The sequence below is a fragment of the Micromonospora rubida genome (assembly GCF_009908295.1).
Lineage (GTDB): Bacteria > Actinomycetota > Actinomycetes > Mycobacteriales > Micromonosporaceae > Micromonospora > Micromonospora rubida.
On the sequence record NZ_JAAALO010000003.1, the window covers coordinates 535,732 to 549,995 of the forward strand.

General features: G+C 74.9%; 13 protein-coding genes. 9 read left to right on the plus strand and 4 right to left on the minus strand.

The window, feature by feature from the left end:
• Position 1: 1 nt before the first annotated feature.
• Positions 2 to 2,677, minus strand: a complete 2,676-nt coding sequence (locus GVV04_RS12045; RefSeq protein ID WP_161687570.1) for a helix-turn-helix transcriptional regulator — start codon at positions 2,675 to 2,677, stop codon at positions 2 to 4.
• 297 nt (positions 2,678 to 2,974) lie between these two features.
• Between GVV04_RS12045 and GVV04_RS33045 the strand changes: the two genes are divergently transcribed.
• From GVV04_RS33045 to rdgB, 9 genes are all read left to right on the plus strand, one after another.
• The gene (locus GVV04_RS33045; protein ID WP_407938785.1) at positions 2,975 to 4,612 is read left to right on the plus strand and encodes a hypothetical protein; all 1,638 of its coding nucleotides are present in this window, start codon (positions 2,975 to 2,977) and stop codon (positions 4,610 to 4,612) included.
• Positions 4,613 to 4,760: 148 nt separating this feature from the next.
• Positions 4,761 to 5,051: an ATP-dependent Clp protease adapter ClpS gene (gene clpS, locus GVV04_RS12060; protein WP_161687572.1), complete on the plus strand. Its 291-nt coding sequence runs from the start codon at positions 4,761 to 4,763 to the stop codon at positions 5,049 to 5,051.
• A 2-nt stretch (positions 5,052 to 5,053) separates the two neighbouring features.
• Positions 5,054 to 5,548, plus strand: a complete 495-nt coding sequence (locus GVV04_RS12065; RefSeq protein ID WP_201753431.1) for a DUF2017 domain-containing protein — start codon at positions 5,054 to 5,056, stop codon at positions 5,546 to 5,548.
• A gap of 53 nt (positions 5,549 to 5,601) precedes the next feature.
• Positions 5,602 to 6,090 (plus strand): Mov34/MPN/PAD-1 family protein, encoded by a 489-nt coding sequence (locus tag GVV04_RS12070; protein ID WP_161687576.1) that lies wholly within the window; start codon positions 5,602 to 5,604, stop codon positions 6,088 to 6,090.
• Between the two features lie 73 nt (positions 6,091 to 6,163).
• The gene (locus tag GVV04_RS12075) at positions 6,164 to 6,508 is read left to right on the plus strand and encodes a MoaD/ThiS family protein (RefSeq protein WP_161687578.1); all 345 of its coding nucleotides are present in this window, start codon (positions 6,164 to 6,166) and stop codon (positions 6,506 to 6,508) included.
• 12 nt (positions 6,509 to 6,520) lie between these two features.
• Positions 6,521 to 7,486: a PLP-dependent cysteine synthase family protein gene (locus GVV04_RS12080; protein ID WP_161687579.1), complete on the plus strand. Its 966-nt coding sequence runs from the start codon at positions 6,521 to 6,523 to the stop codon at positions 7,484 to 7,486.
• A 234-nt stretch (positions 7,487 to 7,720) separates the two neighbouring features.
• Complete coding sequence (locus tag GVV04_RS12085) at positions 7,721 to 8,467, plus strand: MBL fold metallo-hydrolase (protein WP_161687581.1); 747 nt, start codon at positions 7,721 to 7,723, stop codon at positions 8,465 to 8,467.
• 78 nt (positions 8,468 to 8,545) lie between these two features.
• Positions 8,546 to 9,271, plus strand: coding sequence for a ribonuclease PH (gene rph / locus GVV04_RS12090; RefSeq protein ID WP_161687583.1), 726 nt, complete (start codon positions 8,546 to 8,548; stop codon positions 9,269 to 9,271).
• The gene (rdgB, locus tag GVV04_RS12095; RefSeq protein WP_161687585.1) at positions 9,268 to 9,885 is read left to right on the plus strand and encodes an RdgB/HAM1 family non-canonical purine NTP pyrophosphatase; all 618 of its coding nucleotides are present in this window, start codon (positions 9,268 to 9,270) and stop codon (positions 9,883 to 9,885) included. Before rph ends, rdgB begins: the two co-directional genes overlap by 4 nt.
• Positions 9,886 to 9,950: 65 nt before the next feature.
• Here rdgB and hutH read toward each other — a convergent pair whose 3' ends face one another.
• The 3 genes from hutH to GVV04_RS12110 all read right to left on the minus strand — a co-directional run bounded on the left by hutH (position 9,951) and on the right by GVV04_RS12110 (position 14,166).
• Complete coding sequence (hutH, locus tag GVV04_RS12100; protein WP_161687587.1) at positions 9,951 to 11,489, minus strand: histidine ammonia-lyase; 1,539 nt, start codon at positions 11,487 to 11,489, stop codon at positions 9,951 to 9,953.
• Positions 11,477 to 12,679: an imidazolonepropionase gene (gene hutI / locus GVV04_RS12105; protein ID WP_161688381.1), complete on the minus strand. Its 1,203-nt coding sequence runs from the start codon at positions 12,677 to 12,679 to the stop codon at positions 11,477 to 11,479. The genes hutH and hutI overlap by 13 nt, the downstream gene beginning before the upstream one ends.
• Before the next feature lie 74 nt (positions 12,680 to 12,753).
• Positions 12,754 to 14,166, minus strand: a complete 1,413-nt coding sequence (locus GVV04_RS12110) for a formimidoylglutamate deiminase (protein ID WP_161687589.1) — start codon at positions 14,164 to 14,166, stop codon at positions 12,754 to 12,756.
• Between the last annotated feature and the right edge of the window lie 98 nt (positions 14,167 to 14,264).

Genomic DNA, 14,264 nt, shown 5'->3' on the forward strand with positions numbered 1-14,264 from the left:
TTCACTGCGCGGGCTCGCCCTCCTGGCCCGGGTACGACCGCAGCGCGGAGCGCAGCTCGGTGCGCCCGGTCACCCCGAGCTTGCTGTAGACGTGTTGCAGATGGTTGTCCACGGTCCGGCTGGACAGGAAGAGCCGCTCGGCGATGGCGCGGCTGGTGGCACCCTGCGCGGCGAGCCGGGCGACCTCCCACTCCCGGTCACTGAGGGCGGGCTTCCCGAGCCGCAGCGCCGGGGTGTCGACCTGGTCGCACCGGCCGAGGAGCTCGCCGAGTCGTGCGTGGGCGGCGGAGGCCGAGCTGGACCGGCGCCGCCGCAGCCGTCGAGTCGCCGCCGCGGTGGCCTCTGCGGCGTACACCCGCAGGTCCAGCCCGGCGAAGTTGTCGGCCACCGCGAGCAGCTCGTCGGCCGAGTTGTCGGCGACGGCCCGGGCGCACCGGGCCAGCAGCGGCGGCAGCGGGCCGTCGACCTGCTCGGACAGCTCGGCCAGCCGCTGAGCCACCGTCCGCCGTCCGCCGTCGACGCAGGTCGGCCCGACCAGGGCGGTCGCCTGGCCCAGCCGGACCAGGTCGTGCAGGACGAGCACCTCGTGCCCGGCGAACCCGTCGTCGCGGAGCCGGTCGGCCAGAGCGGCGAGGTGCTTGGCGGCACCGGCCGGGTCGCCGGCGCAGGCGAGCACCGCCCCACGGGCCTGCTCCAGCCAGGGGTAGAGCACCGCCATCCCCGGGGCCTGGGTGCGGTCCGCCTCGGCCATCGCCTCGGCGGCGTGCGCGGCGTCGCCCCGCAGCGCCGCCGCCTGGGCCCGCTCGGCGTGCGCCAGGCCCGCGTACACCCGGCTGGTGGCCAGCACCGCGCACGCGCCGAGGCTCGTCTTCAGCGCCATGCCGCTCTGGCCGCGCAGCCGCGCCGCGTACGCCTGAAGGATGACCAGGTAGCCGGTGCCGAGCCGGAAGTCGCCCGCCCCGGCCAGGTCGGCGAACTCGTCGGCCACGATCGCGTCGATGCCGGCCAGGTCGCCGGCGAGCGCGAGCCGGGTGCCCCGGGCCAGCTCAAGGGCGAGTTGGAGGTAAGGCATGTCGCCGCGCCAGCGGGCCGCCTCGGCCTGCACCTGGTGGATCGCCGCGCCGCTGCGGGTGAGCTGCCCCTGGGCGGCCTGGAGATGCGCCAGGGTGCACCGGGCGAGCTCGCGGGCGGCCACCCCGGCGGCCGGGCGGTCCAGCACCGCCCGGGCCAGCCGCACCGCGGCGTTGGTGTCCAGCCGGTGCAGCCGCATGATCGCCTCGAAGGCGTTCACCCGGGCCTGGTCGGTGGCGTCGGGCAGCTCCCCGGCCCACGCCGCGACCTCGTCCACCGTGGACTCCCGGCTGAGACCCCAGTAGCTGACCATCCACCGCACGGTGAGCCACCGGCTGCGCCGCCCTGCGCCCGCCGCGTCGTCGGCGACCGCGTCGAGCATCACGATCGCCTCCTCCGGCCGGTCGGCGAACATCAGGAGGGTGGCCAGCAGCTCTGCGGCATCGAAGCCCTCGTCGGCAGCCAGCGCCGCCCGGGCCAGCCGAGTCGCCAGCGACACGTCGTACCGGGCGAACGCCTCTGCGGCCGCGTCCAGCAGCGACGCCGGGTCCTGCGCGGTGCCGGAGTTTAGCCGCCACACCGCCACCCGCAGCAGGTCGTCGCGGCGCCGCGTGCCCACCGCCTCCACCAGCTCGGCCAGCCGGGCCTGCAACCGTCGGGTACGGCTGACCGGGCAGCGCCGCCGCATCATCTCGCCGTAGAGCGGGTGCGCCAGCCGAACGTCGGTGCGGCGGTCGTTGTGCTCCACCGCGATCAGGCCGCGCTCCTCGGCGGTCTCCACGTCGGCCGGCTCCACCGCCTGCCCGAGCAGGTGCAGACCGAGCGGCTCGCCGAAGGCGACCAGCTCCAGCACCGCCCGGACCCCGGAGGTGAGCTGCCCGATCCGGGTGTCGATCAGCTCGGTGAGGGTGGGCGCCAGCGTCAGCCCGCCGGTCCACCGCCACATCCCGTACGTGCAGGTCAGCTCGCTGGGCGGGGCGGCCATGACCAGCTCGCGCAGGAGCAGCGCGTTGCCGCCGGAGAGCCGCCACAACCGGTCGGCAGAGCACGGCTCGATCGGCCCTTTGAGGATGGCGGCGAGCAGGTCGGTGGTGTCCGCCAGCCCCAGCGGGGCCAGCTCCACGTGGTCGACCAGGCCGTCGGTCCACAGTGCTCCGATCGGCAGCGGCAACTGCTCGCCGTCGCGCAGCGTCCCGATTACGGCGGCGTTCCCCGCGCGGCCGATCAGGTGCACGAGCGCGGCCGACGGCGGGTCGAGCAGGTGCGCGTCGTCGACCGCCAACACGATGTGCCGCCCGGCGGCCTGCTGCTGCACCTGCTGCACCGCCCAGCGCAGCACGCCCGCCGGGGAGAGGCCCTGCGGCTGCTCGGCCGGGAGCAACTGGACCAGCCCGCCGAACGGCAGCGCCACCGTCGTGGCGCTGGCCGCGATCGTCCAGACGGCGTACTCGTCGGTGGGGATCCCGGCCAGTGCCTCGTGCAGCAGCCGGCTCTTGCCGACGCCGGCGGACCCGCTGTAGAAGAGCCCGCGCCCGTCGGCGCCGGTCGCCGCGGCCAGCAGACGGTCGAGTTCATCCCTGCGGCCGACGAACTCCCACCGACTCATCGGGGCAGCATATCGACCGAAGCCGGTGCGCGTGCGCGCGGTGACGCTCCGAAGTTGAGTAATCCGTCGATCAGCGCTGAGTACTCGCTTTGTGCGGTTCACGTTCCCGCCGGCCGTAGTCTTCCCGCATCCGGAGGTGTCCCCGCCGGACGAACCGCGCGGCCGGGTCCGAGCACGGCCGCCTCACCGGGAGGCAGCCTGATGCAGCCGGGTCCGCTCCCCTCGGTCGACGTGTCCGACGAACCGAGCGGGCCGACCGGCCCGCCGCGATGCGGCCCGACGCCCACCCAGCTCGGGGTGACCGAGCCTCGACCGGACGACCCGCTCGCCGTGGTCGCCGCCGGCCCGGCCGGCGCCGCCCGGCGTGACGTGCTCGCCTCCCTGCTGGGGCTCGCCCCGGGGATGCTCGCCGTCCCGCCCGGGAGTTGGCTGCTGGTCGACCACGCCCGGGTGCCGACCCGGGCCGCCTACGTGCCCGGCTACCGCCAGCCGCACGCGTACGCGCCGGACCAGTCGGCGGCGGGCCCGGCGTTGGCCCGGCCGCCGCGCCGGGTCGAGCTGACCGTCGCCGAGCCGCTGCTGCGGCACTTCACCGTCGTCGACACGCCCGACACTGGCACGTTGGGCGTCGCCGGCGGGCGGGTGCTGCTCGACGCGGTCGGCCGGGCCGGGGCGCTGCTGTTCGTGATCGCGGCGGGCCAGGCGTTCACGGCCGCCGAGTTGCACCTGCTGGCCGAGGCCGCCCACGCCGCGGCCGAGGTCTTCTTCGTGGTGACGCCCGGCGTCTCGGGCTGGACCCTGCCCCCGGACGGGCGGCCGGGTGCCGGTTCGGGCCGATCGGACGGGCCCGGGGCGCGGGGACGGGTGACGCGCAGCCGCCGGGACCCGGCGTGGACGGACGGCACGGGGGCTTCCGTCCCGACGGGTTCCGGCGGCCGGGTCACCCGGCCGCCGACGCGGTCCGCGCGGACGGGCGGGCCGGTGGATCCGCGGCCCGCCCGTCCGCCGGCCGACGCGGCGGGCCCGGCCGACGCGGCGGGCCCGGTCGACGCGGCGGGCCCGGTCGAGGTGGTGCTGGCCGCGCACCGTGCGGCGCTGCTCGCCGCCGTGCCGGCCCTGGCCGGTGCCCACTGGTACCCGGCCAGGCCGGAGGACGTCGGCGCGCTGCGGCGGGCGCTGGTGGGCTGGGCCGCCGACGAAGGGCTGCGCCGGGCCAGCGCCCAGCCGCCGGTGCTGCCCGGGGCGCACGGCCGGGTCCCGGTGTCGCCCGGGGCGGACGCGACCGGGTGGGCCGACCGGCTGGACCGGCAGGCCCGCTCCTGCGCCCAGCGGATCCGCCAGGACGTCGCCCTGGAGCTGGCCAACACCCACCTGCGGGTGGTGCAGGAGATCGTCTTCGGGGTCGGCTGCGCCGGCCTGCCGCAGCTGCTCGACCGCGAGTTGGAGGCGATCTCCCTGCTCGCCACCGCCCAGTGCGACGCGGCGGTGCGGGCACTGCTCGACGATGCCGCAGGGCGGGTCCTGGGCGTCCCGGTGCCCGAGGGGGTCCGGCGGCGGATCGGCAACGCCGTCCGCTGGGGGCTCGCCGACCACCCGACCGGCCGGGACCTCGACCGGGTGCTGCTGGTGACCAGCACCGCCGGGGTGACCGGACTTTCCGGCGCCGGTGCGGTGGACGCGGTCTCCGGCTACCCGGCCCGGGAACGTGTCGAGGTGCTCCCGCCGATTGCCGTGGCGCTCTCCGGTGGCTGCTGGCAGCACTGGCGCAGCCCCGACAACGACGACCCGGGCGGCGCCCGGTCCTGGGCGCAGCGGGCGCTGCGCGAGGTCGAACTGGAGCTGACCCGGGACGTCTCCCGACGCTTCGAGGCCGTCCGCCGCTCGCTCGGCTCGGTGCTTTCCGGTGCGGTCGATCACGGCGCCCTGCTCGCCTGACGCCGGCCCCGACCGGCCGGTGGAGCCCCGACGAGGTCCTGCCGGGCCGGCCCGCGCGCCGGTCGTCGGGGCGGCTCCGGCCGATGATCCGGGCCCGTCCGGCGTTCCGGTTCATCGCTTCCCGGCAACCGGTGGCACGATGGGGGGCATGGCGGCTCCGCAGGTTGCACCGGTCGAGACGCCGGCCACCGAAGAGGTGCCGGCCTCCGACCGGCCGTGGGTGACGATCGTGTGGGACGACCCGGTGAATTTGATGTCGTACGTGACCTGGGTCTTCCAGAAGTTGTTCGGGTACAGCCGGGAGAAGGCGGAGAAGCTCATGCTGGACGTGCACCACAAGGGCCGGGCGGTGGTCTCCAGCGGCGCCCGGGAACGGATGGAGCACGACGCGGCGCAGCTGCACGCGTACGGGCTGTGGGCCACGGTGGAGCGGTCGTGAGCATGTTCCGGCGCCGGGGCGACCGGTACGTCGCCACCCTCGCCGTCGACGAGGTCCGGGTGCTGCGCAAGGTGGCCTCCGAGGTGGTGGGGCTGCTCACCGACGGCTTCGACCACTCCGACCCGGTGCTGGGCCGGCTCTTCCCCGAGGTCTACCCGGACGACTCGGCCGGCACGGCGGAGTTCCGCCGGTACACCGAGGGTGACCTGAAGACCGGCAAGATCGACCAGGCCGGGGCGATCCTCGCCGCCCTGCCGGACTCCTCCGGCGGCGAGGTCCAGCTCGACGCCGAGGCGGCCGAGGCGTGGCTGCGGGCGCTCAACGACGCCCGCCTGGCGATGGGCGTCCGGCTGGAGGTCAAGGACGGCACGGACCTCGGCGCGGAGCTGGACGAGGCGGTCGCCGCCGACCCGTCGTCGAGCCGGGTGTTCCAACTGTCGGTCTACGCCTACCTCGGGTACCTCCAGGAGTCCCTGCTCAACGCCATGCTCGACTGAGCGTGACCGTCGCCACCCTCGTGCGGGCGGGCGGAGGGGCTAGGCTGGACGGCGTGCTGAGCATCGACCGGCCGATCATCGACGCGATCGTCGCCCACGCCCGCCGGGACCACCCGGACGAGGCGTGCGGCGTGGTCGCCGGTCCCGCCGGCAGCGACACCCCGAGCAGGCACATCCCCATGGCGAACGCGGCCCGCTCCATGACGTTCTACGAGTTCGACTCGATGGAGCACCTGCGGCTGTGGCGGGAGATGGACGACCGCGACGAGGAACCGGTCGTCATCTACCACTCGCACACCGCGACCGAGGCGTACCCGTCGCGCACCGACGTCTCCCTCGCCGGCGAGCCTGGCGCGCACTACCTGCTCGTCTCCACCCGCGAGCCCGACACCGAGGAGATCCGCTCCTACCGGATCGTCGACGGCGTGGTGACGGAGGAGCCGGTCCGGATCGTGGATGCCGCAGTGGACCCGAACGCCGTCCAGTCCTACATGTTCGGGCAGAGCCCGGCGACGGTCGACTACGAGTGTTCCGACCGCTGATCCCAGCGGCACCGCGACATTCCTTCCTTCCCGTCACCGAGCAACCGCACATCCGGACAAGGAGCACGACACCATGGCCATCGAGGTTCGCATCCCCACCATCCTGCGCAGCTACACCGGCGGCGCGAAGATCGTCGAGGGCGCCGGCGACACGGTCGCCGACCTGCTCGCCGACCTGGACTCCCGGCACGCCGGCCTGCGCGGCCGGCTGGTCACCGACGCCGGCGTGCTGCACCGCTTCGTCAACGTCTACGTCAACGACGAGGACGTCCGCTTCCTCGGCGCGCTCGACGCCAAGCTCAACGACGGCGACAGCATCACCATCCTGCCGGCCGTGGCCGGCGGCGCGTTCGGCTTCGCCGCGGCGGCGGCGATCGCCTCGCACACGGTAGCCACGCGCGCCGCCGCCGCCCGCTGAGGCGGGGCGGCGATGGCGCGGTACGACAGCCTGTTGGACGCCTGCGGCGGCACGCCACTGGTCGGGCTGCCCCGGCTCTCACCGACGGTGCCCGAGGGGGCGCCGCCGGTGCGGCTCTGGGCCAAACTGGAGGACCGGAACCCGACCGGCAGCATCAAGGACCGGGCGGCCATGTTCATGGTCCGCCGGGCCGAGGCCGACGGCCGGCTCCGCCCGGGCGACACCATCCTGGAGCCGACCAGCGGCAACACCGGCATCTCGCTGGCCATGGTGGCGAAGCTGCGGGGGTACCGGCTGGTCTGCGTGATGCCGGAGAACGTCTCGACCGAGCGGATCCAGTTGCTCCGGATGTACGGCGCGGAGATCATCTTTTCGTCGGCCGCCGGCGGCTCCAACCAGGCCGTCGCCACCGCCAAGCAGATCGCCGCCGAACACCCCGACTGGGTGATGCTCTACCAGTACGGCAACGAGGCGAACGCCCGGGCGCACTACGAGACCACGGGCCCGGAGCTGCTCCAGGACCTGCCCACGATCACCCACTTCGTGGCCGGGCTCGGCACCACCGGCACCCTCATGGGCACCGGGCGCTACCTGCGCGAAAAGGTCGAGGGAATCCAGGTCGTGGCCGCCGAGCCCCGCTACGGCGAGTTGGTCTACGGGCTGCGCAACATCGACGAGGGGTACGTCCCGGAGCTCTACGACGCCACCGTGCTGTCCCGGCGGTTCTCCGTCGGCACCAGGGACGCGGTGCTGCGTACCCGGCAGCTCGTGGAGGTGGAGGGGATCTTCGCCGGCTTCTCCACCGGGGCCATCCTGCACGCCGCCCTGGCGGTGGCGCACGAGGCGGTCCGGGACGGGTGCCGGGCCGACGTCGCGTTCGTGGTCTGTGACGGCGGCTGGAAGTACCTCAGCACCGGCGCGTACGGCGGCACCCTCGCCGACGCCGAGGAGGCCCTGGAGGGGCAGCTCTGGGCCTGAGGGCGAGACTGACGGCGCGGACGGGCCGGGACCGGGTTGACCGGTCCGGCCCGTCCGCCGTTCTCGGGACCGGTGACGGCTGCGGGTGTCACGTTGATGACAACTTGCACTAGATGATTCTTGCCCCGGCGCGCGCCAGCGTAGGCTGCGCAGCGTGTCGTACACGTCGATGAAGATCATGGGCGGGACGGCGGCCGACGTGACGACTACGGTTCGTGACAGCGGGACAACCTCATGCGACTGACCGTCCTCGGCTGTGCCGGGAGCTTCCCCGGCCCCGACTCCCCCTGCTCGGCCTATCTAATCGAGGCCGACGGGTTCCGGCTCCTGATCGACTTTGGTTCTGGCGCGCTGTCCACCCTCCAGCGCTACGCCGGTCTGCACGCTCCGGACGCCATCCTCCTCACCCACCTGCACTGCGACCACATGCTCGACGCGGTGGCATACGTGGTGGTGCGCCGGTACGCCCCGGACGGCCCATGCCCGGCCCTGCCGGTGTACGCCCCCTCCGGCGCGCCGGACCGGCTGGCGTTGGCCTACGGGCAGGAGGACAGCACCGTCGAGGACGTCTACCAGTTCTACGGCCTCGAACCGGGCACGTTCCCGATCGGCCCGTTCACCGTCACCGTCGACCGGATGAACCACCCCGTCGAGACGTACGGGGTGCGGCTGGAGCACGACGGCCGGGTGCTCTGCTACTCGTCCGACACCGCGCCGTGCGAGGCGCTGCTGCGGCTGGCCCAGGACGCCGACGTCTTCCTCTGCGAGGCCAGCTACCTCGACGGGGTGGACAACCCACCGGACCTGCACCTGACCGGCCGGGAGGCCGGCGAGGCGGCCACCAAGGCGGGGGTGGGCCGGCTGCTGCTGACCCACCTGGTCGCCGCGTGGGGCAGCGAGGCGCTCACCGTCGAGGAGGCCGGCGCCGCGTACGACGGGCCGCTGGAAGTGGTCCGCTCGGGCGGCTGCTACGACGTCTGACCGGTTTCGGCAGGCGGCTGGCTCGGGCAGCGGGACACCCCGGGGCCGTGCGATCACCGCACCACATAGGGTGCAGGCATGGCGCGACCTGACGGGCGGCGGCCCGACCAACTCCGACCGGTGACCTTGACTCGGGGCTGGAGCACCCACCCGGAGGGCTCCGTGCTCGTCGAGTTCGGCGAAACCCGGGTGCTCTGCACGGCCAGCGTCACCGAGGGGGTGCCCCGCTGGCGCAAGGGCTCCGGGCTCGGTTGGGTGACCGCCGAGTACGCGATGCTGCCCCGGGCCACGAACACCCGCTCGGACCGGGAGAGCGTCAAGGGCCGGGTGGGCGGGCGGACCCACGAGATCTCCCGGCTGATCGGCCGCAGCCTGCGGGCCGGCATCGACCTCAAGGCGCTCGGCGAGAACTCGGTCGTGCTGGACTGCGATGTCCTCCAGGCCGACGGCGGCACCCGCACCGCGGCGATCACCGGCGCGTACGTGGCGCTGCACGACGCGGTGAGCTGGCTGGCCGACCGCAAGTCGCTGGCCGGGAAGCCGGAGAAGGTGATGCACCGCTCCGTCGCCGCGGTGAGCGTCGGCGTGATCGCGGGCGAGGCCCGGCTGGACCTCTGCTACGAAGAGGACGTGGCGGCCGAGGTCGACATGAACGTGGTCTGCACCGGCACCGGCGAGTTCGTCGAGGTGCAGGGGACGGGGGAGTCCGGGGTCTTCGCCCGCGACCAGCTCGATGCCCTGCTCGACCTGGCCGTCGCCGGCTGCGCGGAACTGGCCGAGGCCCAGCGGAAGGCTCTCTCATGAACAAGGTGCTGCTCGCCACCCGTAACCGGAAGAAGCTGATCGAGCTCCAGCGGATCCTCGACGGCGCGCTCGGCGCGCACCGGGTCGCCCTGCTCGGCCTCGACGACGTCGAGGAGTACCCGGAGCTGCCGGAGACCGGCCTGACCTTCGGCGAGAACGCGCTGATCAAGGCGCGGGAGGGCTGCCGGCGCACGGGCCTGCTCACCATCGCCGACGACTCCGGCATCGCCGTCGACGCCCTGAACGGGATGCCGGGGGTGTTCAGCGCCCGCTGGGCCGGCCGGCACGGCGACGACCGGGCCAACTTCCAGCTCGTGCTGGACCAGATCGCGGACCTGCCCGACGACAACCGGGGCGCGTCGTTCGTCTGCACGGTGGCCCTGGTGCTGCCCGGCGGCAAGGAGCACCTGGTCGACGGCCGGCAGGCCGGCCGGCTGCTGCGCGCGCCGCGCGGCGAGGGCGGCTTCGGGTACGACCCGATCTTCCTCGGCGACGGCCAGGACCGCACCAACGCGGAGCTGACCCCGCCGGAGAAGGACGCGATCAGCCACCGGGGCAAGGCGCTGCGCGAGCTGGCCAAGCTGATCGCCAAGGTCATCCCGCCGGCGGCCTGACGGCGGGCGACGGACCGACCGGGGTGGCCCGTGCCGGGTGTCCGGCACGCGCCACCCCGAAATGGTCAGCCGAGCGGGCCGATCTCCCGCTCGATGGCGGCCCGCAGGTCCGGCCCGGCCAGCACGGCCCGGGCCGCCTCCATCAGCGGGGCGAGGAACACGTCGGGCCCGGGCTCCCCGGCTGCCTCGCCGAGCGCGGCCAGGGCGGCCCGGCCGGCCGGCGACGGCGTCAGCGGGGCGCGTAGCTGGAGCCCGCGTACGGCGGCCAGCAGCTCCACCGCGAGCAGGCTGGTCAGGTTGTCCAGCACGGTGAGCAGCTTCTTCGTCGCCGCCCAGCCCATCGAGACATGGTCCTCCTGCATCCCGCTGGTGGGCAGGGAGTCCACCGACGCGGGGGCGGCCAGCCGGCGGTTCTCCGCGACGATCCCGGCGGCCGTGTACTGGGCGATCATCAGCCCGGAGTTGACCCCGGCGTCGGGGGAGAGGAACGCCGGCAGCTCCCGGGACCGGGTCACGTCGAGCAGCCGGTCCACCCGACGCTCGGAGATCGCCCCCACCTCGGCGGCGGCGATGGCCAGGAAATCGGCGGCGAAGCCGAGCGGGGCGCCGTGGAAGTTTCCGGTGGACTCGACCCGGCCGTCCGGCAGCACCACCGGGTTGTCCACCACGGACACCAGCTCCCGGTCGGCCACGGTCCGGACGAAGTCCAGGGTGTCCCGGGCCGCCCCGGCGACCTGCGGCGCGCAGCGCATCGAGTACGCGTCCTGCACGGCGTGCGCCAGGTCGTCGCGGTGCGAGTCCATCACCGCCGACTTCTGGAGCAGCCGGTGGATGTTCGCCGCCGACGCCGACTGGCCGGGGTGCGGGCGGATCGCGTGCAGCTCCGGCAGGAAGGGCCGCTCCGAGCCGAGCATCGCCTCGATGGCCAGGGCGGCCGTCACGTCGGCCATGGCGAACAGGTGCGCCGCGTCGTTGATGGCCAGCAGCAGCATGCCGAGCATGCCGTCGGTGCCGTTGATCAGCGCCAGCCCCTCCTTCGCGGCCAGCTTCACCGGGGTCAGCCCGGCCCCGCGCAGCGCGTCGGCGGCGTCGATCCGCTCGCCGGCCGGGCCGAGCACCCAGCCCTCGCCGAGCAGCACCAGTGCGCAGTGCGCCAGCGGGGCCAGGTCGCCGGACGCGCCGAGCGAGCCGTGCTCCGGCACCCACGGGGTGACGTCGTGGTTGAGCAGGTCGACCAGGGCCTCGGCGACCAGCGGACGGACCCCGGAGTGGCCCAGCGCCAGCGAGCGGACCCGCAGCAGCATCATCGCCCGGACCACCTCGCGCGGCATCGGCGCGCCCACCCCGGCGGCGTGCGAGCGGATCAGCGCGTGTTGCAGCTCCGCGCGCCGCTCCGGCGCGACGAAGGTGTTCGCGAGGGCCCCGAATCCGGTGGAGACGCCGTACACGGGCCGGCCAGCGGCCTCGATACGGTCCACGATGGACCGACTGGCCGCCATCGCGTCCACGGTGGACGGGGCGAGGGCGACCCGGGCGCTGCCTCGGGCCACGGCGAGCACGTCGGCGGGGCGGATCCCGGTGGGCTGGACGGTCACGATCGACATTGCGGCACTCCGTTGTGCAGAACCTGGCGGATCAGGGGGACACCGGGCCGGTAGGCCAGGTGCAGGTACGACGGGGCGTCGAGGATCATCAGGTCGGCGCGCGCGCCCCGCGCGATCCGCCCCACGTCGCTGCGGCGCAGGGCCGCCGCCCCACCTGCCGTCGCGGCCCAGACCGCCTCCGCCGGGGTCATCCGCATCTCGCGTACGGCGAGTGCGATGCAGAACGGCATCGACGAGGTGTACGACGAGCCGGGGTTGCAGTCTGTCGCCAGGGCCACGGTGACGCCGGCGTCGAGCAGCCGGCGCGCGTCCGGGTACGGCGAACGGGTGGAGAACTCCGCCCCGGGCAGCAGCGTGGCGACGGTGGTGGTGTGCGGGCCGTCCGGGCACATGCAGCCGACCCGGCGCGACGCGAGCGCGTCTATGTCGGCGTCGGACAGGTGGGTGCAGTGGTCCACGCTGGCCGCGCCCAGCTCCACGCCGAGCTGCACGCCCGGCCCGGGGCCGAGCTGGTTGGCGTGGACCCGCACGCCGAGCCCGACGGCCTGCCCGCAGGCGAGGATCGCCCGAGCGTGGTCCACGTCGAAGGCTCCCCGCTCGCAGAACACGTCGATCCAGCGGGCGTACGGGGCGGCGGCGGCCAGCATCGGCCCGCACACCATGCCCACGTAGTCGTCGGGACGGTGGGAGTACTCGGCGGGAACCACGTGCGCGCCGAGGAAGGTGGTGTCCTCGGTGAACTCGGCGGCGATCCGCAGCGAACGGGCCTCGTCGGCGACGGTCAGCCCGTACCCGCTCTTGACCTCGATGGTGGTGGTGCCCTGCCGCATCGCCTCGCCGACCAGCCGGCGCACGGTGGCCCGCAGCGTGTCGTCGGAGGCCGCCCGGGTCGCGCCGACCGTGGTCCGGATGCCGCCGCCGGTGTACGGCTGGCCGGCCATCCGGGCGGCGAACTCGGCGGCCCGGTCCCCGGCGAACACCAGGTGGGCGTGGCTGTCCACGAACCCGGGCAGCACGGCCGCCCCCTCGGCGTCGATCCGCCGGTCGGCGGCCGGGGCGTCCCGGGCCGGCCCGACCCAGACCACCTGCCCGTCCTCGACCAGCACGGCGGCGTCCCGGCGGATACCCAGCGGCCCGCCCTCGCCGCTGATGTCGTTGGTGACCAGCTCCCCGATCTTGTCGATGAGCAGGCTGCCGGTGTTCCGCGGCGCCGGCCGGACCCGATCGCCCGGCCCGGCCGGCCGGTGCTGCCAGTTGCCCGGGCTCACGAGGTCACCGCCTGGATGGCATGCCGCAGCTCCGCCGGCACGTCCACGGTCAGGTGCCGGCCGTCGGCCACGACCGTCCGCCCGTCGACCACCACGTGCGTCACGTCGGCGGCGGTGGCCGCGAAGAACGCGCCGACCGGCGGCACCCCGGCGGTCCGGGCGCTGTCCAGCCGTACCGTCACCAGATCGGCCCGGTCGCCGACCGACAGCCGGCCGGCGTCGCCCCAGCCGAGCGCGGCGTGCCCGGCGACGGTGGCCGCGCCGACCAGCTCGGCACCGCTGAAGTGCCCCCGGCGTCGGGTGCGCAACCGCTCGTCCAGCTCCACCGCGCGGGCCTCCTCGAACAGGTCGATCACGGCGTGGCTGTCGCTGCCCAGGCTCAGCGCGACGCCCGCCTCGGCCAGCCGGCGGGCCGGCCCGATCCCGTCGGCGAGGTCCCGCTCGGTGGTGGGGCAGAGGCAGACCCCCGTGCCCGTGTCGCCGAGCAGCGTCACGTCGGCGCTGGTGGGGTGCGTGGCGTGTACGGCGACGGTGCCCGGGCCGAGCACCCCGTGGTCGGCCAGCAGCCGGGCCGGCGTGCGGCCGTGCGCGGCCCGGCAGGCGTCGTTCTCGGCGGGCTGCTCGGACAGGTGCAGGTGCAGCGGCGCCCCGCGCCGGTCGGCCCAGCCGGCCACGGTGGCGAGCTGCTCCGCCGGCACCGCACGGACCGAGTGCACCGCCGCCCCGACCAGCACGCGCCCGGTGCCGCCGGTCCGTTCGGTGCTGCCGGTCCGCCCGGTGCCGTCGGTCCGTTCGACGGTGTCGGCGAGGGCCGAGGCCCGGTCGGCCCAGCGCAGCGCGTCGCCGTCGCCGAACCGCCGCTGCGGCCCGGTCAGCGGCTCGCCGTCCACGGTGGCGGTCAGGTAGCAGGTGTCCAGCAGGGTGAGCCGGATCCCGGCCTGCGTGGCGGCCTCGACCAGGGCCGCGCCCATCGCGTTCGGGTCGGCGTACGGTGTGCCGTCGGGGCCGTGGTGCAGGTAGTGGAACTCGCCGACGCAGGTGATCCCGGCCAGCGCCATCTCGGCGTACGCGGCCCGGGCCAGGGCCAGGTAGCTGTCCGGGTCGAGCCGGGCCGCCACGTCGTACATGACGTCCCGCCAGGTCCAGAAGTCGCCCCGGCCGCCGTGGGTGCGCCCGCGCAGCGCCCGGTGGAACGCGTGCGAGTGGGCGTTGGCCAGCCCGGGCAGGGTCAGCCCGGGCAGCCGCGTGGCGTCGCCGAGCACCTCCACCCCGGCTGTGGGCGTGCCCGTTCCGCCGAGCGGGGTGACGGCGGTGATCCGGCCGTCCTCGGCCTCGATCAGCACGTCGGCGGTCGGCTCGGCCCGGTCGGGCAGCCAGGCGTACTCGGCCAGCCAGCGGATCGGGGTCACCTCTTCCGCCCCATGTGGAGCTGCCCCGTCTGTGCGGGCAGCTCCATAGGGCCCAGGGTGGGCGGGCGGGCCGGCGTGCGCGGGCCGCCTCGGGTGGG